Origin of the sequence: Methyloradius palustris (assembly GCF_019703875.1) — a bacterium.
Taxonomy (GTDB): Bacteria; Pseudomonadota; Gammaproteobacteria; order Burkholderiales; family Methylophilaceae; genus Methyloradius; species Methyloradius palustris.
In genome coordinates, this window is the sequence record NZ_AP024110.1 from 1,880,578 (window position 1) to 1,904,242 (window position 23,665).

At 45.8% G+C, this 23,665-nt stretch carries 24 protein-coding genes, 2 tRNA genes and 1 pseudogene; 7 read left to right on the forward strand and 20 right to left on the reverse strand.

Translation table 11 applies throughout. From position 1 onward, the window contains the following. Positions 1 to 5: 5 nt before the first annotated feature. Positions 6 to 1,484: a sensor histidine kinase gene (locus tag ZMTM_RS09060; RefSeq protein WP_225906999.1), complete on the reverse strand. Its 1,479-nt coding sequence runs from the start codon at positions 1,482 to 1,484 to the stop codon at positions 6 to 8. A gap of 355 nt (positions 1,485 to 1,839) precedes the next feature. On the opposite strand from ZMTM_RS09060, the gene ZMTM_RS09065 reads away from it, so the two are divergent. The 3 genes and pseudogenes from ZMTM_RS09065 to ZMTM_RS09070 all read left to right on the forward strand — a co-directional run bounded on the left by ZMTM_RS09065 (position 1,840) and on the right by ZMTM_RS09070 (position 3,744). Then, on the forward strand, positions 1,840 to 2,094 hold the full coding sequence (locus ZMTM_RS09065) for a hypothetical protein (RefSeq protein WP_221763573.1): 255 nt from the start codon (positions 1,840 to 1,842) through the stop codon (positions 2,092 to 2,094). Positions 2,095 to 2,500: 406 nt separating this feature from the next. After that, positions 2,501 to 2,644 (forward strand): annotated as a pseudogene (locus ZMTM_RS13575) (helix-turn-helix domain-containing protein); the annotation flags it as partial. Positions 2,645 to 2,700: 56 nt separating this feature from the next. Continuing rightward, a complete protein-coding gene (locus ZMTM_RS09070) occupies positions 2,701 to 3,744 on the forward strand; it encodes a tyrosine-type recombinase/integrase (protein WP_221763574.1) in 1,044 nt (347 codons plus the stop codon). Between the two features lie 38 nt (positions 3,745 to 3,782). On the opposite strand, the gene ZMTM_RS09075 is transcribed toward ZMTM_RS09070, so the two are convergent. From ZMTM_RS09075 to ZMTM_RS09120, 10 genes are all read right to left on the reverse strand, one after another. Next, positions 3,783 to 3,859, reverse strand: a tRNA-Pro gene (locus tag ZMTM_RS09075). Positions 3,860 to 3,934: 75 nt separating this feature from the next. Further along, the gene (locus ZMTM_RS09080) at positions 3,935 to 4,357 is read right to left on the reverse strand and encodes a MerR family transcriptional regulator (protein WP_221763575.1); all 423 of its coding nucleotides are present in this window, start codon (positions 4,355 to 4,357) and stop codon (positions 3,935 to 3,937) included. Continuing rightward, the gene (locus ZMTM_RS09085) at positions 4,338 to 4,640 is read right to left on the reverse strand and encodes an integration host factor subunit alpha (RefSeq protein ID WP_221763576.1); all 303 of its coding nucleotides are present in this window, start codon (positions 4,638 to 4,640) and stop codon (positions 4,338 to 4,340) included. The genes ZMTM_RS09080 and ZMTM_RS09085 overlap by 20 nt, the downstream gene beginning before the upstream one ends. 34 nt (positions 4,641 to 4,674) lie before the next feature. Beyond that, a complete protein-coding gene (gene pheT / locus ZMTM_RS09090) occupies positions 4,675 to 7,026 on the reverse strand; it encodes a phenylalanine--tRNA ligase subunit beta (protein WP_221763577.1) in 2,352 nt (783 codons plus the stop codon). A 2-nt stretch (positions 7,027 to 7,028) separates the two neighbouring features. After that, positions 7,029 to 8,048, reverse strand: coding sequence for a phenylalanine--tRNA ligase subunit alpha (gene pheS, locus ZMTM_RS09095; protein ID WP_221763578.1), 1,020 nt, complete (start codon positions 8,046 to 8,048; stop codon positions 7,029 to 7,031). Between the two features lie 85 nt (positions 8,049 to 8,133). Next, positions 8,134 to 8,496, reverse strand: a complete 363-nt coding sequence (rplT, locus tag ZMTM_RS09100; RefSeq protein WP_221763579.1) for a 50S ribosomal protein L20 — start codon at positions 8,494 to 8,496, stop codon at positions 8,134 to 8,136. A gap of 11 nt (positions 8,497 to 8,507) precedes the next feature. Then, positions 8,508 to 8,705 carry a 50S ribosomal protein L35 gene (rpmI, locus tag ZMTM_RS09105; protein WP_221763580.1) on the reverse strand — a complete coding sequence of 66 codons (198 nt, stop codon included), beginning with the start codon at positions 8,703 to 8,705 and terminating at the stop codon, positions 8,508 to 8,510. 80 nt (positions 8,706 to 8,785) lie between these two features. Further along, positions 8,786 to 9,310, reverse strand: a complete 525-nt coding sequence (gene infC, locus ZMTM_RS09110) for a translation initiation factor IF-3 (protein ID WP_221765664.1) — start codon at positions 9,308 to 9,310, stop codon at positions 8,786 to 8,788. 50 nt (positions 9,311 to 9,360) lie between these two features. Next, entirely contained in the window at positions 9,361 to 11,268 is a 1,908-nt protein-coding gene (gene thrS, locus ZMTM_RS09115) for a threonine--tRNA ligase (protein WP_221763581.1), read from the reverse strand. 105 nt (positions 11,269 to 11,373) lie between these two features. After that, positions 11,374 to 11,450, reverse strand: a tRNA-Val gene (locus ZMTM_RS09120). 86 nt (positions 11,451 to 11,536) lie between these two features. Between ZMTM_RS09120 and ZMTM_RS09125 the strand changes: the two genes are divergently transcribed. From ZMTM_RS09125 to ZMTM_RS09140, 4 genes are all read left to right on the forward strand, one after another. Beyond that, positions 11,537 to 12,205, forward strand: coding sequence for a 2OG-Fe(II) oxygenase (locus ZMTM_RS09125; protein ID WP_221763582.1), 669 nt, complete (start codon positions 11,537 to 11,539; stop codon positions 12,203 to 12,205). Next, a complete protein-coding gene (locus ZMTM_RS09130) occupies positions 12,195 to 13,661 on the forward strand; it encodes a pyridoxal phosphate-dependent decarboxylase family protein (protein WP_221763583.1) in 1,467 nt (488 codons plus the stop codon). The genes ZMTM_RS09125 and ZMTM_RS09130 overlap by 11 nt, the downstream gene beginning before the upstream one ends. Before the next feature lie 208 nt (positions 13,662 to 13,869). Beyond that, the gene (locus ZMTM_RS09135) at positions 13,870 to 14,181 is read left to right on the forward strand and encodes an EF-hand domain-containing protein (protein WP_221763584.1); all 312 of its coding nucleotides are present in this window, start codon (positions 13,870 to 13,872) and stop codon (positions 14,179 to 14,181) included. A gap of 27 nt (positions 14,182 to 14,208) precedes the next feature. Further along, positions 14,209 to 15,030 carry a tetratricopeptide repeat protein gene (locus tag ZMTM_RS09140; RefSeq protein WP_221763585.1) on the forward strand — a complete coding sequence of 274 codons (822 nt, stop codon included), beginning with the start codon at positions 14,209 to 14,211 and terminating at the stop codon, positions 15,028 to 15,030. A 52-nt stretch (positions 15,031 to 15,082) separates the two neighbouring features. On the opposite strand, the gene ZMTM_RS09145 is transcribed toward ZMTM_RS09140, so the two are convergent. From ZMTM_RS09145 to nuoI, 9 genes are all read right to left on the reverse strand, one after another. Then, complete coding sequence (locus tag ZMTM_RS09145) at positions 15,083 to 15,970, reverse strand: SDR family oxidoreductase (RefSeq protein ID WP_404804707.1); 888 nt, start codon at positions 15,968 to 15,970, stop codon at positions 15,083 to 15,085. Between the two features lie 5 nt (positions 15,971 to 15,975). Next, a complete protein-coding gene (locus ZMTM_RS09150) occupies positions 15,976 to 16,557 on the reverse strand; it encodes an NUDIX domain-containing protein (protein WP_221763587.1) in 582 nt (193 codons plus the stop codon). A gap of 8 nt (positions 16,558 to 16,565) precedes the next feature. Further along, positions 16,566 to 16,904 (reverse strand): DUF2818 family protein, encoded by a 339-nt coding sequence (locus ZMTM_RS09155; protein WP_221763588.1) that lies wholly within the window; start codon positions 16,902 to 16,904, stop codon positions 16,566 to 16,568. Between the two features lie 30 nt (positions 16,905 to 16,934). Continuing rightward, positions 16,935 to 18,383, reverse strand: coding sequence for an NADH-quinone oxidoreductase subunit NuoN (gene nuoN / locus ZMTM_RS09160; protein WP_221763589.1), 1,449 nt, complete (start codon positions 18,381 to 18,383; stop codon positions 16,935 to 16,937). Positions 18,384 to 18,434: 51 nt separating this feature from the next. Beyond that, entirely contained in the window at positions 18,435 to 19,916 is a 1,482-nt protein-coding gene (locus ZMTM_RS09165) for an NADH-quinone oxidoreductase subunit M (RefSeq protein ID WP_221763590.1), read from the reverse strand. After that, positions 19,917 to 22,028: an NADH-quinone oxidoreductase subunit L gene (nuoL, locus tag ZMTM_RS09170; protein ID WP_221763591.1), complete on the reverse strand. Its 2,112-nt coding sequence runs from the start codon at positions 22,026 to 22,028 to the stop codon at positions 19,917 to 19,919. Positions 22,029 to 22,087: 59 nt separating this feature from the next. Then, a complete protein-coding gene (gene nuoK / locus ZMTM_RS09175) occupies positions 22,088 to 22,393 on the reverse strand; it encodes an NADH-quinone oxidoreductase subunit NuoK (protein ID WP_221763592.1) in 306 nt (101 codons plus the stop codon). After that, positions 22,393 to 23,040: an NADH-quinone oxidoreductase subunit J gene (locus ZMTM_RS09180; RefSeq protein WP_221763593.1), complete on the reverse strand. Its 648-nt coding sequence runs from the start codon at positions 23,038 to 23,040 to the stop codon at positions 22,393 to 22,395. Before ZMTM_RS09180 ends, nuoK begins: the two co-directional genes overlap by 1 nt. A 115-nt stretch (positions 23,041 to 23,155) precedes the next feature. Next, entirely contained in the window at positions 23,156 to 23,647 is a 492-nt protein-coding gene (gene nuoI / locus ZMTM_RS09185) for an NADH-quinone oxidoreductase subunit NuoI (protein ID WP_221763594.1), read from the reverse strand. Between the last annotated feature and the right edge of the window lie 18 nt (positions 23,648 to 23,665).

Sequence of the window (23,665 nt, forward strand, 5' to 3'; positions counted from 1 at the left end):
CGGCCTTATTGCGAAATACCAATACTCATTTTGCCTAACGCTACTTCAGGTAGATAAGGAAGTTTAACCAGAATAGTAGTACCACGTTTTGTGCCGCGCTGAATACTAAAAGTACCATCAAGCGCGGCTAGACGCTCAGACATTCCTCGCAAACCGTATGAATTAGCTTTCAGCATATCGCTAGGTTGTATGCCAATGCCATCATCATCAATCTGCATGATGATTTCATCTGCCAGCAAATTGAGCAAGACCGTGACATGTGTAGCGTTTGCATGCTTGGCAATATTGAATAAGCCTTCTTGGCAAATTCTAAACAATGTAATCGCTTGATCTTGAGTCACCTCAATATCGGTTTTGTTACTAGAGAAATGAGCATCAATACCAATCTGCTTTTCAAACTGCTTGGTTTGCCACTCTAATGCAGCGACAATGCCAAGCTCCAGCACATTAGGGCGCAAGTCACCAGAGATGCGGTGGGCAGCCTCGAATGTATCATCAACCAGCACCTCCAGATTTTTTGCTTTATCCACCAGCACTGCCTCATCTGGCTTAATACGCTGGATGATCGAAGCTAAGCCGATTTTGATCGCCGTGAGATTACCACCAAGATCATCATGAATTTCACGACCTATCCTCTGCCGTTCATCTTCTTTAATCTGTGTCATATGTGCGGAAAGCTCAGCCAGACGCTGACGCGATTGTTCAATCTCATATTTTTCCAGCTTACTCTGCGTGATGTTGGTCATGATACCTTCCCACTGTATCAAGCCATCACTCAGCATACGCGGGCTACAGCGTAAGTTGATCCATTTGGTATCTTGCCATTCATCGATCCAAACACGCCCCTCCCAATTCAATACACTCAGGCCGCTGGCTGATGAACCGATACTTTCTTCAAACGATATGCGATCTTCTGGCAACATCATTTCATAAAATAAGGTGGGTGCCTGCTTTAATCGTTCTGGACTAACGCCAAGCAGGGCTTTGCAGGCATCGCTGACAAAGGTAAATAGCACATGCTGTTTAGATTCAAAACGAAACTCAACCACCAAGCCAGGCGTGTTGTAAAGAATCGCATGGAATCTTGACTCACTCTCATCCAGTGCTTGAATAATGTCTTTTTTGTTTGCCCAGCTATTTTTGGTCGCTACGATAAACTCGTGCTGATTAAAACGAGCTAGCAATACCTTCAGGTGATCATCTTGATAAATGTAATGTTGATTATTAATTTTACTCTGGTGAGCAAACAAATCAGGATTGTCGCGATAGGCGTTAAGACACTTTTGCAAAACAGACTGTTCGACACCAAGCAAAGCCTGCAATGGGTAAGCTTGTAATTGAGTAAGGGTACAATCCAAGTAACTGAGCGCACTATCACTGGCAGCAACGATCTGCATAGATTTTGCATCAATGAGGAAAACTTCGTCCGACACCCCCAAAAGCATGACGTTGAACAACTCTAATACTTCGTTTTGCGAGCTCAACAGATCCCCTCGTTTGATTTATCCCTGCACTTAACAACAGTTAATAATAGCAAATAATTAGGAGCAACTAACTTAGTTGTAGGTGTTTCAATCGACTTAAAACCTAGGGATGCATTAAATTGTGAAACTAAATGCTGAAAATAAAAAAGCCAGCATATAGCTGACTTGATTATCGACGTAACTCATTGATTCGTCTGGTCGGGACGGCAAGATTTGAACTTGCGACCCCTTGCACCCCATTCGCACCCTCAATACATAAACGTAATATTATCAATACCTTGTGACGCTAGCAAAACGTCATAAACAGTTCTGACTAGTGCTGGTTTAAGTTAATTTAACAACAAGGAGTTACGTTATGGCTACACAATTTCAGTTTCAAGCAGATGAAGAAGAAGTCCTTGAATTGGCTTTTTCAGCAGCGGAATTCATGGTAACACATGAGTTTATTCCAACTGTCCCTCATGAAGAAATTAGGGCAAAGCATATTGCCTTAATTGAAGCATTCCATGAGCTACAAAAATGCGGTTATCCAGACAAGTATGATAATTATTTCAATCGTCTTGCTACTGCTTATAAACACGGACTACCTGAATTAACTGAAGAAGAATAAGCAGCATTGATGTCATAAGCTTTAAGATGCAGCGCTCCCGATTTTCCATAGGGTTTGGCCAACAAGCCAAAACCCTGTGGGAAATTCGGAAAAAGAGCGCGTGTTAATTGAATAGAACTAGAAAATTATTGAAAGTGCATTAGCGCCAACGACGACGAAGCATGAGGAGGAGGCGAAGCGGTTGCACAAGTTTGATAAGACATTAAAAAATGAATGGAAGTATTTTGATAGATAACTTACTTTTTAGCTTTTTTTGTTGTTTTTTTACCACACAAAACCGTACCCTTTATAGTACCCCCCCCACAGTAATACGGGGGATACAGAAAATATACCTACCAATTCGTGAGATTCTCTTGATTAATTTTGCTAGCCTGTATTCACGAACAAAACGAAAAGAGGCAGTTAAATGAACACATTGAATCTTGAACAGGCGGCTGTCTTTTTGCACCTTCACCCGATTACGTTACTGAGAATGGCACAGTCTGGACAAGTTCCTGCTGCCAAACCTGCTAAGCGTTGGGTATTCGTAGATATTGACCTAGTCGAATACTTGCGCTCACAATACTCTCAGCTAGCGTCGCAGGGTGACAATGAGGAATTAACGACATGTCACTCTACAAAAGAAAAGACTCCGCGAACTGGTGGGTCAAGGTCTCAGTCCTTGGTTGTAAGCCAATACAACAATCTACTGGCACTACCGACAAACAGAAAGCCTCGGAGTACGAAGCAAAGCTAAAAAATAATCTCTGGGAACAAAAGAGATTAGGCACTAAACCAAGATACACATGGGAAGAAGCAGTAGTTCGTTACATTGAAGAAACTTCTCATAAATCGTCACATAGTAGCGATATTCATCACTTTCGATGGCTTAGCACTTACCTGGCGAATAAGTATCTTGATGAGATAGACCGTAGCTTGTTAGATAGCATCACTGCAATACGTCAGAAAACAGGCGTAACGAACGCAACAGTGAATCGTTGCATGCAGGTAGTTAGCAGGGTTTTAAGGCGTGCAGCGCTCGACTGGGAATGGTTGGCAAGGGCATCAAAGGTAAGAAGCCTACCAGAGCCACAAAAGCGCATACGCTGGTTAACGGTTGATGAAGCAACAAAGCTACTGAATGAGCTACCGCCACATTTGGAAGCAATGGTTAGGTTTTCATTGGCTACGGGTTTGCGTCAAAGCAATGTATATAACCTGCAATGGTCGCAGATCGATTTAGCAAGGCATCAGGCGTGGATTTATGCAGATCAGGCAAAGGGTGGTAAGGCAATCGCAGTTCCTTTGTCTAGCGAAGCAATACAAGTGCTACGTGGGCAGTTATTCAATCAGAAATCCCATGTTTTTACCTATCGAGGTCAGCCAATAACTAACGTTAAAGGTAGAGCTTGGAGAAAAGCGCTGGTAAGAGCTGGTATAGATAACTTTAGATGGCATGACTTACGCCATACTTGGGCTAGTTGGCACGTGCAGAATGGAACGCCGTTACATGTCTTGCAGCAGTTAGGTGGATGGCAATCGTTGGAGATGGTGCAAAAGTATGCGCATCTTTCCTCTGAGCACCTTGCGCCGTATGTAGAGCGCGTTTCTGGATTGAATGTGAATGATGGTGTAACTGATGTAGCTACGTTTCAGCTACGTAAGGGCTAAATGAAAAATGCCGTTCTCTGTTGGAACGGCACTATCACTGGTCGGGACGGCAAGATTTGAACTTGCGACCCCTTGCACCCCATGCAAGTACGCTACCAGGCTGCGCTACGCCCCGACTTTGCCACGCAGTGCGACAAGCAACTATTATAGCGGAAAACGGGAATTCTCAACAAACCTGGCGTTAAAAACTCTATTGGATAGTAAGCAAACTCAATACAGCACTTAACTCTTTACGCAGATAGACCGCATCAACATCTGAAGCACTGCTGGTATGGATTGTATTTTGTTGACCTGATTGTTTGGATTCAGCGATGCTATCCATAACTGAATGCACGCCCCTATCTTCTTGGCCATCCAGTCGATTACGCGCACCACTAATGGTAAAGCCTTGCTCATAAAGTAATTCGCGAATACGGCGAATCAATAGTACTTCATGGTGCTGGTAATAACGACGATTGCCGCGACGCTTAACAGGCTTTAACTGTGTAAATTCCTGTTCCCAATAGCGAAGCACATGCGGTTTTACGCCGCACAACTCACTTACCTCACCGATAGTAAAGTATCGCTTTGCCGGGATGGGCGGCAACACAATCTTAGCTGCGTGCTCCAGCATAAGCCTCCTCTACCTTACTTTTAAGCTTTTGGCTCGCATGAAAGGTTACTACACGTCTTGCTGTAATTGGTATTTCTTCGCCAGTTTTTGGATTGCGACCTGGACGCTCAGATTTCTTGCGTAACTCAAAATTACCAAACCCAGAAAGTTTAACGCTATCGCCAGCTTGTAGCGCTGTACGTATTTCTTCAAAAAACGCTTCGACCATATCTTTGGCCTCACGCTTGTTTAGTCCAACCTGCTCGAATAATAAATCGGCTAAATCCGCTTTAGTCAGTGTCATGCAAACCTCTCAACTACTTATTATATTGTGCTTATTATCTCAGTTCTGCGCCGTGATTCTTTTTGATTGAATCGAGCAATTTAGACATTGCTTCATCGGCTTCAACATCAGTCAAAGTTTTTTGAGTATCTTGCATAAGCACAAGAAATGCAAGGCTTTTTTTGTTTTCGGCGATGCCTTTACCACGATAAACATCAAACAATCTCACATCATTTACCACTGGAATATGTGCAGAAAGCATGGTGTCTATCACGGCTTTAACTTCAATATTTTCATCGACAATCACGGCCAAGTCACGGCGTATCGGCGGAAATTTGGCAACTTCTGTAAATGTCTGTAATTGACGACTTAACAAAGCTGTAGCATCTAGCTCAAAAACAAAAGTAGCCAATGGCAATTGGTAATGTTGCTGCCACTTTGGATGCAATTTACCGAGCCAGCCTATGGCTTTGTTATTCAGCATAATCTGTGCGGATTGGCCAGGATGCAATGCTGGGTGCTGCGCTGCTTTGTATTCCACTCTCAGGCCACCCAAAACATCAGTCACGGTCTTGATATCGAAAAAATCTAATTCACGTGTAGGCTCAGCCCATTGCTCAGGGCTGGCAGCGCCATAAGCCAGACCAGAGATCAACATTTTTTCCTGATATGCATCAGCATCCAAGGTATAGGCAGAACCAATCTCAAACAGGCGTACACGCGCCTGTTTGCGGTTCAGGTTATAGACTAGCGTATCCAGCAAACCAACCCAAAGACTAGAACGCATCACACTCATGTTGCTGGCAATCGGGTTTTTCAGTTTGATCGGCTTAGTGTTACCGAGAATTTCTCGTTCCGTTTGCTCTTCAACAAAGCTGTAATTAACGATCTCCTGATAACCATGGGCAACCGCAATATGTCTGAGCCAGGCTGGCTTCAGTTGGTTTTCAGAAGCTGACAGCATAGTGAGCGCAGCTTCTGGCGCGATAGCAGGAATATGATCATAACCATGCAATCTGGCGATTTCCTCAACCAGATCTTCTTCTATGCTGATATCGAAACGATAACTCGGTGGCGTCACGACAAAGTTACCAGCTTTGTTCTCACAAAAAAATCCAAGCTGGGAAAAATATTGCGCGACTTGGCTTTCACTAATTGCAATCCCTAATATGGACTGCAACTTGCTGTGTCTTAGCGTTACGGCTTTGCGTACAGGCAGAGCGCCTGTAACTTCGCTCACGGGACCAGCTTGGCCACCGCATAATTGCTGAACTAGTTGTGTCGCATATTCAAGTGCTTGCAGCGTATTGCCGTAATCGACACCACGTTCAAAACGATAAGATGAGTCTGTGCTCAGCCCCAAGCGACGAGCCTTGCCAGCAATCGCATCAGGTGTGAAGAAAGCGCTCTCAAGAAAAATAGACTGTGTCGCATCACTCACTGCAGTAAAAGCGCCGCCCATAATGCCAGCGAGTGCAATGGCACCACTATCATCGGCAATCACCAGCATATCGGCATCCAGTTTCACTTCTTGCTGGTTGAGTAACACGATAGATTCAGCAGGCTTTGTAGCACGGACACGAATATCGCCTTGCAACTTGGCAGCATCAAATGCATGCAAAGGCTGGCCAAGCTCGAGTAATACGTAATTGGTGATATCAACAATAGTGCTAATGCTGCGAATACCACTACGCTCAAGGCGGCGCAACATCCAGTCGGGTGTCTGAGCACTGGCATTGACGCCTTCTATCAATCGCCCAGCGTAGCGCAGGCAATCTGATGTCTGCTCAATGGCAATTGATTTTTTATTGGTACTGGTAACTGCTACGGGATTGATTGCAGGCAAACTCAAAGCAGCACCAGTGATGGCGGCCACATCGCGGGCAATGCCTATGATACTTAGGCAATCACTACGGTTGGGCGTGAGTTTGAGGGTGAACAGTTGATCATCCAGCGCCAGAAATTGGCGGATATCCATACCAACTTGTGCGTCTGCTGGCAGCTCGAGCAAACCTGTGCTTTCTTCGGTAAGACCAAGCTCTTTACTGGAACACATCATGCCGAAAGACTCAACGCCACGTACCTTAGCTTGCTTGATGTTAAATCCAGGCAAAGCCGCTCCAACTAGCGCACAAGGCGCTTTCAGACCAGCCCGCGCATTCGACGCGCCACACACAATCTGCAAAAGCTCACCACTACCTACATCAACACGGCAGATTTGCAATCTATCTGCATCAGGGTGTTTCTCGGCGCTCAAAATCTGACCTATCACCACACCTGTAAATACGGCAGCTACTGATTTTTGTTCTTCTACTTCCAGACCTGCCATGGTCAGCGCATGACCCAAAGCATCGCTATCCATCGCTGGATTTACAAACTGTCTTAACCATTGTTCAGAGAATTGCATAATTATTTACCAAACTGCTTCAAGAAACGCAGGTCATTTTCAAAGAACAAGCGCAAATCATTAACGCCGTAGCGCAACATAGTCAGGCGCTCAATGCCAAGACCAAAGGCAAAACCACGGTATTTTTCGCTATCCACGCCTACATGCCTGAACACTTCAGGGTGCACCATACCGCAGCCACCAATCTCCAGCCAACCGCCATTCCAACTCATATCCATCTCCGCAGAAGGTTCGGTGAAAGGAAAGAAGGATGGACGAAAGCGTACTTCCAGGTCATCACGCTCAAAGAAACGTTGCAGAAAATCCTGCACCACACCCTTCAGATTAGCAAAGCTGATATTCTCATCAACCCATAAACCTTCTACCTGGTGAAACATGGGTGAGTGTGTCGCATCGGAATCCACACGATAAACACGTCCTGGCGCAATGATCTTCAACGGTGGCGTTTTGTTTTGCATGTAATGAATCTGCACCGGCGAGGTATGAGTGCGCAAGACATGGGAGTCTTTACCATCGACGGTATCAATATAAAATGTATCGTGCATGGCACGCGCTGGATGATTCTCGGGAATATTCAGCGCGGTAAAGTTGTAGAAGTCAGATTCGATTTCTGGCCCTTCTGCGACTTCAAAACCAATCGAATGGAATAACTCTTCAACGCGCTGCAAGGTCAACGTCACAGGGTGTAGGCCACCTTGCCCGTGAACATTGCGGGCAGGCAAAGTCACATCCAGTGATTCAGCGGCCAGTTGCTCCGCTTGTTCTGCCAGCAATATCGCATCACGACGGTTTTTCAAGGCTAGTTCTACGCCTTGCTTAACCACATTGATTGCAGCACCTGCTGCTGGGCGCTCCTCGCTACTAAGCTTGCCCAGACCTTTAAGAGCGTCAGTCAGAACACCGCTCTTGCCAAGGTATTGCGCCTTAACCTGCTCTAATTCGGTAACCGTTGCGCAAGCGGCAAACTCACGCTCGGCTTGTGGAACAATATGTTCTAAATTCGGATTTTCTGGATTTTGCATGAAGTCTAAATGTGCAGACCTAAATGATTGACAAAAATTTAATAAAAAAAGGAGGCACGTGGCCTCCTTTTTAAATTGCAGCTAATTAAGCAGCGGATAGGCCAGATTTTGCTAGTTCAGCAAACTTGGCAAACGCCACTTTATCGAATACAGCCAGATCAGCTAATACTTTGCGATCTACTTCGATGGCTGACTTCTTCAGACCGTTTATGAAACGGCTGTATGTCAGACCATACTCACGTGCACCTGCATTGATACGCGCAATCCATAAAGAACGGAATTGACGTTTCTTTTGACGGCGGTCACGATAAGCATATTGACCAGCTTTCATTACCGCTTGCTTGGCAACGCGGTAAACATTCTTGCGACGGCCGCGGTAACCCTTGGCTGCGTCTAATACTTTTTTATGGCGGGCGCGTGCGATGACACCACGTTTGACTCTAGGCATAATCTATCTCCTTATTGAGTCGGCATCATGGCGCGTACACGCTTGACGTCTGTTGATGAAACGATGGCTGTACCGCGCAGCTTACGCTTTTGCTTGGTAGTCTTCTTGGTCAGGATATGACGAAGGTGCGAGTGGGTACGCTTTACCTTGCCATTACCTAGGAACTTGAAGCGCTTTTTGGCGCCGCTCTTGGTCTTCATTTTTGGCATTTTGTTCTCCTTTGAGAGTAGTTAAGAGTGCTTGGGCATGCCATTTCGCCGTATCACTCAAAATTCTGTGTTGCTAAATCTTATTTAACTTTTTTGTGAGGCCCTAGAACCATCACCATTTGTCGACCTTCCATCTTGGGAAACTGCTCGACTACTGCATATTCTTGTAAATCTGCTTCTACACGCTTCAATAATGCCAAACCTAGTTCCTGATGCGTAATTTCACGGCCGCGGAAACGTAAGGTGACTTTAGCTTTATCACCTTCTTCCAGAAAACGAATCAGATTACGCAACTTAACGTTGTAATCGCCATCATCCGTACCTGGGCGGAACTTAACTTCTTTAACCTGAACCTGCTTTTGCTTAAGACGGGCTTCGTGCTGCTTCTTGCTTTCGGCGTACTTGAACTTGCCATAATCCATCAGCCTACAGACTGGGGGAGCTGCTTGCGGGGCGATTTCAACCAGATCAATATCTGCTTCTTCAGCCTTGGCAAAGGCTTCGTTCAAACTCATTACACCTAAAGGCTCACCATTCACGCCTACCAAACGAATTTGTTGTGCTGTTATGTCACCGTTAATTCGTACTTCTTTATCTTGAGCTATCGCAAATTCTCCAAATCAATAAATAAATAGACCGCGCTACACCAGTCGGATTAAACCTTTGAGTCCACGTCGTTTTTAAGGAGCTGAATAAATGCATCCAAAGACATTGAACCCAGGTCTTCGCCTTTTCGGGTACGCACGGCCACTTGCCCACGTTGCATCTCACGCTCACCTGCAATTAAGAGGTAAGGTAATTTCTGTAAGCTATGTTCGCGTATTTTATAGGTTATTTTCTCATTCCTCAAGTCGGAATCAACACGGAAGCCGCTTTTCTTCAGTTCAGTGACCACTTGTGAGACATATTCTGACTGACCATCACTGATATTCAGTACCATCGCCTGCATAGGAGCAAGCCATGCTGGTAGCGCTCCTGCGTAGTTCTCAATCAGGATACCGAGGAAGCGTTCCATGGAGCCAACAATGGCGCGATGCAGCATCAGCGGGCGTTTGCGGCTGTTATCTTCGGCTACATATTCTGCGCCCAAGCGCTCAGGCAAGTTAGGATCTAGCTGAATAGTGCCACATTGCCACAAGCGACCAAGCGAGTCTTTGAGCGTAAATTCAATCTTGGGGCCATAAAATGCACCTTCGCCTGGCTGATACTCAAATTCCAGATTATTCAGTTTTAATGCATTGGCCAACGATGTTTCTGCCCTATCCCACTCATCATCACTGCCAATACGCTTTGCTGGACGGGTAGACAATTTAACAATGACCTCATTAAAGCCAAAATCGCCATAGATTTTGTAAAGCATTTTAATGAAATCAGCGACTTCTGTCTCAACCTGTTCTTCGGTACAGAATATATGGGCATCATCTTGCGTGAAGCCACGCACGCGCATTAAGCCGTGCAATGAGCCTGAAGGCTCGTTACGATGGCATGAACCAAACTCAGCCAAACGCAGCGGCAGATCACGGTAGCTATGCAACGCGCTGTTGTAAATCTGTACATGGCCAGGGCAATTCATCGGCTTCACCGCGTAATCGCGATTTTCCGATGAAGTGACGAACATACCTTCGCGATAGTTTTCCCAGTGACCTGATTTTTCCCAAAGACTACGATCCATGATGGTCGGCGTGCGCACCTCCTGGTAGCCATACTCAACAAACTTGGCGCGCATGTATTGCTCGACTTCTTGCCAGATGCTCCAGCCACGTGGGTGCCAAAACACCATGCCTGGCGCTTCATCCTGCATATGGAAATAATCCAGTTGCTTGCCTAATTTGCGGTGGTCGCGCTTCTCAGCCTCTTCCAACATATGCAGGTAAGCATCAAGGTCTTCTTTTTTCGCCCATGCCGTGCCGTAGATGCGTTGCAGCATCTCGTTATTAGAATCACCGCGCCAGTAGGCGCCAGCAAGTTTCATCAATTTGAATACTTTGAGCTTGCCAGTTGATGGCACGTGTGGGCCACGGCAAAGATCAGTGAAACTGCCTTCGGAGTAAAGTGAAACCTCTTGATCGGCTGGAATGGAAGCAATAATTTCGGCTTTATAAGCTTCACCGATAGACTTGAAGTAAGCCACAGCCTCATCGCGCGGCAATACCTTGCGGGTGACAGCCTCATCTTTTTTCGCCAGCTCAACCATCTTCTTTTCGATGGTTTCCAAGTCTTCTGGCGTAAACGGGCGTTTGTATGAAAAGTCGTAGTAAAAGCCGTTGTCGATCACGGGGCCTATGGTCACCTGCGCATCGGGGAACAACTCTTTGACAGCATATGCCAACAAGTGGGCAGTTGAGTGACGAATGACTTCAAGGCCATCTGCATCACGCTCGGTAATAATCGCCAAATCTACATTCTCAGCAATCAGATATGACGTATCAACCAACTTGCCATTTACCTTGCCAGCTAGAGCAGCACGCGCCAAACCAGCACCTATGCTCATGGCGACATCGGCCACTGTTAGCGGTGCGTCAAACGTACGTTCGGAACCATCAGGTAAGCGTATAACTGGCATATTTTCCCAAGGATTTTTAAGGCCTAAAAATAAAAGCTACTTTGTAAAAATAAAAGCCACCTTGGCGGCGGCTAATCATTTTATTATTTTTACCAATTTGATCTTTGGTAGAGAGAACTGGATTCGAACCAGCGACCTCCTCGATGTCAACGAGGCGCTCTAACCAACTGAGCTATCCCTCTACAGAGGTGCGGATTATATAGCAACTACCTTTTATGGACAATAAGACCCTGCATCTGATGAATACTGCGGCGGTATAATAGGTGGCATGACCTCATCCACAATAGAATCAGAATTAGCCGCGCTCAACACCTTAAAGTTTATGGATGCGATCAGGGTAAATGGCTACGCTATTATTGACGACTTCCTGCCAGTGAAACTGATTGCCAGGCTTTTACTTGAGGCAAGTACCCTGCAGCACAATAGTGAAATGCAATCAGCGCAAACTGGAAATATTGACACCCAAAAATCAAGCATTTCGATGTCAGCACGCGGCGACCAAACCTATTGGCTAGATAGTGAACACAACAACATAAGCGAATCTCAGCAGGCTTACTTATTAGCCATGGATACTTTGCAACAGCAACTTAATCGCCAGCTATACCTCGGACTGTTTGAACTAGAAACCCACTTTGCGATTTATCCGATAGGTGCTGTATATGACAAACATATTGACCAGTTACAGCACAACAAGCATCGAATATTGAGCAGTGTTTTATACTTGAATGAAAATTGGCAGCCACAAGACGGCGGCGCACTGCGCTTATATTTGGACGACACCTTGCTATCCGACTTCAAAGACATTAGCCCGATAGGCGGCAGACTGGTTGTTTTCCTTTCCGACCAGTTCTGGCATGAAGTCTTGATTGCAAAACGCCAACGGACCAGCCTCACTGGCTGGTTTCGCAGAAACTCGAGTATCCGTTATGACGCCTAAAACAAACATCGGCGACATGTTTGATGCGGAGAACTTCCGCACAAGTGGCCATGCCTTGATCGATGTTCTGGCTGATCAGTTACAGAGACGACTTACAGGCGTTGGCCCAGTAATCAATTGGAAGAGCCCAGAGCTTGAAGACCAGCATTGGCAACAACCATTGCCTCAGCAAGCAATATTTAATGCTGATGATCTAATCAACAAATTGCAATCGGATATTCTGCCTGACAGCCTCGCCATTCATCACCCTCGCAATATGGGACATCAGGTGGCAACACCACTACCGATGGCAGCATTGTGTGATCTGGTGGCAGCGCTTACCAATCAAGCAATGGCTGTCTACGAAACTGGCCCTAGCGCGACCATGATTGAGCGGCAGGTGATTCGCTGGTTAAGTGAGTTAATCGGCTGGAAACCTACAATTACCAAGCACATCAACGGCATACTGACTTCTGGCGGCGCACAGGCCAATCTCACCGCGTTGCTCGCGGCACGACAGCATTCAGCAAAATCCAACGTTTGGAAGAATGGAATTGCTGATCATAAATTACTTAAAATCCTGGTATCAGAACACAGCCATTACTCAATATCCCGCGCCGCGGGCATCATGGGCTTGGGCACAGATGCCGTGATCAAAGTCGCGACGGATATTGAAGGCCGAATGGATGTTACTCAACTCCAGCATCTGCACCAGGAGAGCCTGATTAAAGGCGAACATATCATTGCCGTGGTTGCAACTGCGGGCTGCACACCGACAGGCAGCATTGATCCACTGTTGCAAATTGGCCAATACTGCAACACACAAGGTTTATGGTTACATGTAGATGGCGCACATGGTGCATCTGCCCTGCTGTCTGAGCAACATCGCCAACAGCTTGATGGCATTGCGCTCGCTGACTCAGTAGTGTGGGATGGACATAAGCTACTCTATATGCCAGCCACAGTATCAGCAGTGGTATTCAAGAACCCTGCGAATAGCTTCGCTGCCTTTGCACAAGATGCCTCTTATCTGTTTCAGGGCGAGAACCACGAAACAGAAGAATTCAATACTAGCTATCGCACGCTGGAATGCACCAAGCGCATGATGGGGTTGAAGCTATGGGCGGCGCTCTCGCTCTATGGTGTTGAAGGCATGGCTTTGCTGATTGATGAAGCCTTTGCCAAAGCCAGACTTTTTGCCGATAAGATACAAGCTGATCAGGCATTTGAACTGCTCATGCAGCCACAAACCAATATCGTCTGTTTCCGCTATCTCAATGATGGCTTGGATGCAGAAAACCTGAACCTGCTGCAAGCAACTATCAGAAAAAGCCTGATAGAAAGCGGTGCATTTCACCTGACACAAGTGACGTTGCATGGAGCTACATGGCTTAGAACAACCCTCATGAACCCAATGACGCAGGCTTCTGATCTGGATGCATTGCTAACTTCCATCAAACAGTTCGCAAAAAACTAACAAAGCTTTACATTGAATGGCCTTGCAATCTTTCCAGCACACCCAATTTAAAGAATATTAGTGACTGCATTTTAGATGTCATCACAATATTAAATATGGAATTGATGTATACCTTAATCAGGCTTGAATCGTTATTTTGCTAAATCAATCATTAATGATTAGCCTTTGTTACTTGTCAGATTTTTCGCCAACCTAAAACGAGGTCATTATGAAAATCCAGTCAAAAGCCAAGCTACTCGCTTCAATATTCTCCGTAACATTACTTGTCAGTCTCAGTGCACATGCTGATCAAGCGGGGGCTGGAGATGGGAAGGTGCAAAAAGTAAAAGCGAAAATGACAGAACGGTTTAATGAGGCGGATACAAACCATGACGGCCAACTGACACTAGATGAAGCCAAAAGCAAAATGCCGCGAGTTGCAAAGAATTTTGACCAGATTGATACCGACAAAAAAGGCTATGTGACTCTAGACCAAATCACCGCTTTCGCTGCAGAAAAAATGCAGGAACACGATAAGTAATTTCACAAAAGGATTTAAGGAGACGTTATGCTTAAAAGTAAACTCAACGCACTGATTTTTTCAATACTCATCACATTCAGTGGCTTTGTTGCTGCAGCTGATCTGCCGACAATCAGCCAAGTCTATGCGGCGGCCCACGCTGGCAAGCTGGATGAAGCCCAGCAAATGATCAACCAGGTTTTACAAGCGCATCCTGAAAGCTCCAAGGCGCATTATGTGGCCTCAGAATTACTGGCCAAGCAAGGCAAAATCGCAAACGCACGCGATGAGTTTAAAACAGCTGAAAAGCTTGACCCAGGCTTAAGTTATGCAAAGCCAGAAGCCGTCAATGAATTGAAGCGGATACTTTCCTCCGCACAAACTAGCCAGACTTCAGTACAGACAAACCAGATTCAAAGCGCACCCTCTGGATTTCCTTGGGGTTTGCTAATTCTTGGCATTGGGTCAATATTGATCATCACTCTAATCATTCGAGCTTTTACGGCGCGAAATGCACCTGTGGTTTATCCAAATGGCTACCAACCCAATACGGTTAACCCAATGACAGGCCAGCCATACCCGGGTGGTTATGCACAACCAACTGCTGGTGGTGGTATGGGTTCAGGCATTATGGGTGGTCTTGCAACTGGCGCTGCGATTGGTGCCGGCATGCTAGCGGGTGAAGCACTAGCTGACCATTTTATTCACGGCAATAACAGCAACAGCGGCATCAACCCAGTAAGCGACTCATGGGCTGATTCAAACAACAACATTAATGACAATATGGGTGGCAACGATTTTGGCATCGCCGATAACTCATCCTGGGATGATAATTCCAGTGATATTTCTGGCGGCGATGACTGGACTTAGAATTCTCAAGAACCAGAAATTATCCGAAAATAGCAGCGTTTAATTCAAAGAATCAAAGCCTGCTTGCATCTAGCAGGCTTTGATAACCAGCCTGATAATCTGGATAAATCAGCTTGTACCCAGAACTCAACATTCGTTGGTTACTCAAGCGCTTATTGCCTAGCACAGCTGGCACTTTAATCGCGCTAACATCCTTGCCCAACTTACTTGCAATCCAAAGTAGCACATCATACTGGGCTACAGGCAGGCTATCTGTCACCAGATAAATCTCATCAACGGCCTGTGCGCTTAGCGCGCGATGTATCAAAAACCTGATGAAAGCAGCACCATCATCACGGTGTATGCGATTTGTCCAAGCATTACTGGCTGGCCAATTTTCTGGCTCAGCAGCCAGTTTGAGCATCCGTGTTCTACCAAGGCCATAGATGCCCGAAAAACGCAGGATTGTGGTATTCACTTGTGCTGGTACTAAACTCGGATCATTAAGCGATGCTTCTGCTTGCAGCATACGTTCACCGTTAAAACCTTTAGGGATGGCTAATACCGTTTCATCAAGCACATCCTCTATCTCCTGCCCGTAAACGCCCGTACTTGATACAAAAAACACATGGCGCAAGGTGCTTGAAAATTTCAGTGCTTGCAGAGTATTTGAGAGCCCATCTACGTAATGGCTTCTGTAACTATCGTCGGTGTATGTATCTGCGGCAACGCAGTAAATCAGGATATCGGGGTTGGTTTCGGCTAATTTATTGAGTGTTTCAGGTTTCGTTACATCTGCCTGAAAAATCTGGCAGCCTTGCAGGGTCTGATTGCTGCGGCGTACACCTGTGACATGCATGCCATCATTGACCAACAGTCGAGCGACTTCTCTGCCTAAATCACCGCAACCAACAATGAGTATATTTGCTTGCATGATGCGCTTATTGGAATGACTACGGATAAAACTTAGGTTTTAGATAACAGACTGGGAAATGGTTGCCACTGCCCACTGAGGTATTTTTCAGCCCAGAACAAAGCAATAATGGTCTTTCCATCTGTAATCTCGCCACGCTGCACCATAGCCAGGCAATCACTTAGGCCAGCCTCAAAAATTTGCAAGGCTTCATCAGCATCACGATTGTGTTCACCCAATCGCAAATTTTTAGCCAGGTAAATATGGATAACTTCGTTGGAATAACCAATACATGGGTGCTGGCTGGCGAGGTACACCCACTCTTGTGCACTGTATCCAGTTTCTTCCAGCAGTTCGCGCTGGCCTGTGAGTAATGGCGCTTCATTAGGGTCAATCTTGCCAGCAGGCAATTCAATAAATACCTGATTAAGTGGATAACGGAACTGCCTCTCAAGCACTAGATTGCCATTATCCAGCATGGCGATAATGACCACTGCTCCTGGATGGATGATGTATTCGCGTTGGCTACTAGCGCCACTTGGCAACAAGACTTGGTCTCGCTTTACCAGCAACATACCACCCTCAACAATGGTTTCTGAGGATATGCAGGTTTCGGTCAGGTCATCCGAATTCATCAAAATACTTAAATTTCTTTCGGGGTTTCTTTGAAAGGTTGATCTATATTTGTTTTAGGTATTTTCCAGAAATAGCGATAAACAAATCCAGGAAAAGCAAACACCAGAAACAGGCAAAACGTGATGGTGTAGAACTCCCATTTCTGGGGAGAGATTTGGCCCATGGTCATTTTTTCTGCATACATCGCAATTGCCCCAAAGACAAAATACAGGACAATTATTTCGAGTAAGCACCAGAATATATTTTTAGGCTGCGACTTAATCGGCACTACATAGAACAGGCGCTCAGAGAACCAGGGAGCGTTTGCAAATAGCAATGCCAATAACAATAAAACGAGGTTGGTCATGTGGGATTCTTAAAAATATCTGCTTAGATGTTACTGCAAGCTCAATAAAATTGCTTTTGAGCATAAATCCATTAATGTCTGCGGCATCAAGCCAAAGTAGAGCAGAGCCAGCCCGTTTAGACTCAGGATGACCTTCATATCAAATGAAGCGACGATAGGTGAATGATCTTGTGGCTCGTCAAAATAAACCAGTTTGACGATACGGAGATAATAATAAGCACCGACCGTAGCCATTAATACACCGAAGACTACGACCCATAAATAACCAGCCTGTAATGCGGCCTGCAATACCGCAAATTTCGCATAGAAGCCCAGTGTTGGTGGTATGCCTGCCATTGAGAACATCATGATCAACATTAAGAATGCATACCATGGGTTACGCTGGTTCAGGCCTTTCAAATCATCCAAGTTCTCTGCCTCGAAACCTTTGCGCGATAGCAGTAAAATCATCCCGAAACCACCGAGTGACATAAGGGCATAAGCGGCAATATATAGCATTGCAGAAGCATAGCCATTAATGCTGGCGCTCATGAGGCCGTAAAGCAGGTAGCCAATATGGGCGATAGTGGAATATGCAAACATACGCTTGAGATTGGTTTGGGCAATGGCAGTCACACTACCAATTGAAATAGAAAGTACGGCCATAATCACGAGCATGCCTTGCCAATCGTGCGCCAATACATAGAGGCCTTGTACCAGAAGTCGAATCACAAAGGCAAAAGCTGCAATCTTGGTAGCTGAGCCTATCAATATAGTCACCGCAGTTGGCGCGCCCTGATAAACATCAGGTAACCACATCTGGAATGGCACGGCACCGAGCTTGAATGCCAAGCCAGCAACAATGAATACCAAGCCCAACACTAATATCGCATGATAATGGGCGCCACCGAGTAATGCATTGCTGACTTCAGCCAGATTGAGACTACCTGTTGCGCCGTAAATCATGGACATGCCGTAGAGCAACATACCTGATGCCAAGGCACCTAATACAAAATATTTGATAGCCGCTTCTGTTGCAGTCGGGTTGTCACGGTCCAGCGCAACGAGCGCATACAGGCTTAGTGAAAGTAGCTCAAGGCCCATATAAAGCGTCAGGAAGTGTTGGCCTGACACCAATATCATCATACCCAGCAGGCTGAATAATACGAGCGCGTAGAACTCACCACGGAACATGCCGCGCAAGGCAATGTAGCTGCGGGTGTAAACCAGCGTGGCTGATATGCTGATGTAGATCATGAGCTTCGTCAGGTCCGAGAACGTATCGCTAACGAACATGCCATTGAATGAATAGCCGACACCTGGCGTGTGATTAAAGTAGGTAATGGCAGCAGCGCCTAATAGCGTGGCTTGCGAAAAGATATAGATTAGGTTGCGGTTGGCTGGCTTGAGAAATAAGTCCAGCAGCAGAATAAGCATAGCCATCGAGAGTACGAATATCTCGGGGAGCGCAGCACCTAAATCGTAATAAATGGCATCCATGCTATTTCTCTGTATTTTCTTTTTGTGTTGCTTGTATAGACATTTGCATCATCATGGCAGCTTACTTTGTGCGAGATGGCCAAGCAGGTTTTCAACGGTAGCGTGCGTCATCTCGGTAATCGGGTATGGGTATAAGCCAAAGCCCAAAATCAAGAGCGCGAGCACACCCAATATCAACATTTCACGTTGATTAATGTCTTTCAAGACTGCGACATGATGGTTGGCAATCTCGCCGTAAAACACGCGTTTCACCATCCACAAGGTATAAGCAGCACCAAAAATCAGTGTGGTTGAAGCTAAAAATGCATACCAGAAGTTGGTCTGCAGTGCTGCCAGTATCACCATAAACTCACCTACAAAACCGGATGTGCCCGGCAAACCACTGTTAGCCATAGCAAACAGCACAGCAAAAGCTGCAAAGGTTGGCATAGTGTTCGCTACGCCACCGTAATCGGCAATCTGGCGTGAATGCATGCGGTCATACAGCACACCTACACTCAAGAACATGGCGGAAGAAATAAAGCCATGCGAAATCATCTGCACAATCGCGCCATCCATACCTAATGGATTAAATATAAAAAAGCCGAGTGTGACAAAACCCATGTGTGAAATGGATGAGTAGGCAATCAGCTTTTTCATATCTTGCTGCACTAAGGCGACCAAGGCGATATAGACCACAGCAATCAGTGAAAGCGTGATCATGAAGCCGGAAAGATAATTTGCTGCATCTGGCGCTATCGGCATGGCGAACCGCAAGAAGCTATAGCCACCCAGTTTCAATGCAATAGCCGCCAAGACTACCGAGCCTCCAGTTGGCGCTTCAACGTGGGCATCAGGCAACCAAGTGTGCAATGGCCACATTGGGATCTTCACTGCAAACGCCATAAAGAACGCAAGGAAGATCAATATCTGCGCATTCATCGGCAATGGCATGGTGTAGTAATCAACCAGTTCAAAACTATTGGTTTGATGGTAAAGGTAGATGAACACCACAAGCATCAATAATGAGCCCAGCAATGTATAGAGGAAGAATTTGATCGTGGCATACACACGATTAGGTCCGCCCCATATACCGATGACTAGGAACATCGGGATAAGCATAGCTTCCCAAAACACGTAGTAGAGAATTGCATCTAACGCGCTGAATACACCAATCATGATGCCTGACATGATGAGGAACGCCGCCATGTATTGGGCAACGCGCTTCTGGATCACTTCCCACGCCGCAATCACCACAAGAATAGTAGTGAAACTAGTCAGCAATATCAGAGGAACAGCAATACCATCTACACCCAAATGGTAATTAATATTGAAAGCGGGAATCCAGCGTAGACCTTCTTGAAACTGAAAACCACCATCATTGAAATCAAAACCCGTATACAGGGGCAACGTAACGGCAAAACCAATAATACTGCCTACTAATGCTACCCAACGGGCAGTAGGTGCATTTTGGTCGCCGCCTGTAAATAGAACGAGAATACCCGCAATAATTGGTACCCAGATCGCAAGACTAAGAATAGGTAAATCTGCCATTTAGATCTTCGTAAAAAAAGTGAGTAGCAAGAATACGCCAATAATCATGGCGAACGCATAGTGGTAGATCAAACCTGATTGTAGCTTGCGGATAATGCCTGCCAAGCGACCTATCAGTTTAGCTGTACCATTGACCATCACCCCATCAATCAACTGGATATCGCCGATTTTCCAAAGCTTGCTGCCAATAAGCCGTGCGCCGCCTGCAAAGAGGATTTCGTTAAAACGGTCGAAACCATATTTGTTATCAAGAATCCGATAAACAAGAGAAAAACGCTGCTGAATAGCAGCAGGAATATCAGGGCGCTTCATGTAGAAATACCATGACAGCAACACGCCTGATAGTGCCAATAGAAACGGTGCAGAAGTCAGCGCATGCAAGGCCATAGCCCATGGCCCATGGAAGTCTTCAGCCAGTTCATGCATAACGGGGTGTGCTTCATTATCAACAAAAATCACACCTGAGAAGAAATCACCATAAAGCATAGGCTCAATCGCAATGTAGCCAATGACTACTGAAGGTATAGCCAATGCGATCAATGGCAATGTCACCACCCAAGGCAATGGGTGTGGATTATCATCTGGTCCTAAGCCATGGTGTTCTTCATGATGATCATGCTCATCATGCGCAGCGTGTTCGTCGTGAGATGCATCATGGCTAACATGGTCATCACTATGTGACGCCATAGCTGGGGCATGGGCTTGGCGTACTTGAGCATGAGCGTGCTCTTCAACTTTCTGTTCACGCCACCGCTCTTTGCCATGAAACACAAGGAAATAAAGCCGGAATGAATAGAATGCTGTCACAAATACACCTGTAAGCACGGCGAAGTAGGCAAATCCACTACCTGGAATATGTGAGAACTTGACGGCTTCGATAATCGAATCTTTCGAGTAAAAACCAGAAAATAAAGGTGTGCCAATTAATGCAAGTGAACCAATCAAAGAAGTAATCCACACGATAGGCATATGTTTACGCAAGCCCCCCATGTTACGAATGTCCTGATCATGATGCATGGCCATGATCACTGCGCCAGCCGCAAGGAATAGCAGCGCTTTGAAGAATGCATGTGTCATCAAGTGAAATATCGCAACGGAGTAGGCTGAGGCACCAAGGGCAACTGTCATATAACCCAGCTGTGAAAGCGTTGAGTAGGCAATCACGCGTTTAATGTCATTTTGGATAATGCCCAGAAAACCCATGAACAGCGCAGTAATTGAACCAATCACCATTACGGTTGAAAGCGCCGTAGTAGAAAGCTCAAACAGCGGTGACATACGTGCCACCATAAAAATACCGGCTGTCACCATGGTTGCTGCATGAATCAATGCAGAAATCGGAGTTGGCCCTTCCATAGAATCAGGTAGCCATACGTGTAATGGCACTTGTGCAGACTTACCCATTGCACCTATAAAAAGAAGAATGCAGGTGAGCGTCATCAGTGACCACTCGTGACCTGGAATAATACTGACTGTGGTGTCAGCAAACTTCGGGGCGACTGAAAACACTGCGAGATAATCCAGTGTGCCGAAGAAATACAACACCATACCTATACCTAGTAAAAAGCCAAAATCGCCTACACGATTCACCAAGAACGCCTTGAGATTGGCATAGATTGCTGTTGGACGCTTGTACCAGAAACCAATTAAGAGGTATGAGACCAGGCCCACTGCCTCCCAGCCAAAGAACAACTGCATGAAGTTGTTGGCCATTACCAGCATCAGCATGGCGAAAGTGAACAATGAAATGTAGCTGAAGAAACGGCTATAGCCAGGGTCATCCTTCATGTAACCGATGGTATAGATATGCACCATCAGCGAAACAAAGGTGACGACGACCATCATGGTGGCGGTCAGCCTGTCAATCATAAAGCCGACTTCAAAGCTGGTGTTGCCACTGACCAGCCAGGTATAAACGGTGCCGTAGTAGGTATTACCAATCAGCGCATCATTAAACACATAAAGTGACAAAGCACAGGATGCGCCCACGCCAGCAATCGTCAGGATATGTGCGGCGGCCCTTGGCAACTGGCGGCCAAACAATCCAATCACCACGGCAGCGAATAAAGGCAGCAGAGGGATCAGCAGGTAGATTTTTTGCATTGCAATCATGTTTATTTTTCTTGCAGCTTTCTTTTCATTAGCTTCTTAGTGGCGATTAGTGTTCACATTTAGCCTTTGAGGCTATCGATATCGTCTACATTAATCGTCTTCAGGTTTCTGAATAACACAACCAAAATTGCCAAGCCAATTGCAGACTCTGCCGCCGCCACAGTCAATATAAAGAATACAAAAACCTGGCCAGCAATGTCGTTGAGGTAATGGGAGAAAGCAATAAAATTGAGATTAACAGCAAGCAACATCAACTCAATGGCCATCAAAAGAATAATGACGTTTTTTCGATTGAGGAAGATGCCGATGATGCTAATGGCGAACAAGATAGCGCCCAAAACAAGGTAATGCGAGAGACTGACCATTACGCTTTACCTTTCTTGGTATCAGGTTCAACTGCAGGCTCTTTAATTTCAACATCTGCAGCCATGCTGACCATACGAATACGATCCGCACGTTTTACTTTGACTTGGGCAGCAGGATCCATAAACTTGGAATCCTTACGATCACGCAATGTGAGGGCAATGGCAGCAATAATGGCAACCAGCAACACCACCGAGGCCAATTCAAACGGCAACAGGTAGTCGGTATATAGCTGGCGGCCAAGCTCTGCTGTATTGCTGTAGCCGTTGAGATGGGTAATTGGTGGGGTAATTTTGTCGACGCCAAAATGTTTTACGCCGAGAATCATGCTCATTTCAACAGCCATTAGAATGCCCACTGGTAGCGCAATTGGTAGGGCTGACCAAAAGCCTTCTCGCAAGCGGTCGAGATTGATGTCGAGCATCATCACCACAAACAGGAATAACACCATGACTGCACCTACATAGACCAGCACCAGTACAATCGCGAGAAATTCGGCTTCTAGCAACAGCCAGATACCTGCCGCAGTAAAGAATGCGAGGACGAGATACAAAGCAGCATGCACTGGATTACGGGCCGTAATGACACGTAAGCCCGCAATCAGCAAGATCGCCGCAAGTACATAAAAAACGTAGTCTTGGAATGTCATATTATCTTGGGAAAAAGAAAGAAAAAGAGAAAGACTGAGTCCTGAATAAAGACTTATCTTTTAATTCTCATATTTGCTTTGCTCTCCCCTTCACTCTTTTCTTATCGAAACTTCGTTACCTAAATTTTGCATCTGTGGCACGATCTGCCGCAATTTGTTCTTCATATTTATCACCAATCGCCAGCAACATTGGTTTGGTGTATAGAAGATCACCACGTTTTTCACCGTGATAATCAAAAATACGGGTCTCAACTATCGAATCAACTGGGCAGGACTCTTCACAAAAACCGCAGAAAATGCACTTGGTTAAATCAATATCGTAACGTGTGGTACGGCGCGTATTATCTTCGCGCTGCTCAGATTCAATGGTGATTGCCATAGCCGGGCAAACTGCTTCACACAGTTTGCAGGCGATACAACGCTCTTCACCATTTGGATAACGACGCAATGCATGCAAGCCCCTGAAACGTGGGCTCATAGGTGTGCGTTCTTCAGGGAACTGTACGGTAATCTTGCGCGCAAAGAAGTAGCGGCCAGTTAAAGCCATGCCTTTCAGCAACTCCACCAGCATGAGGCTGGAAAGTACAGTTTTGATTTTATCGATCATATTTACTAGCCATGTCTA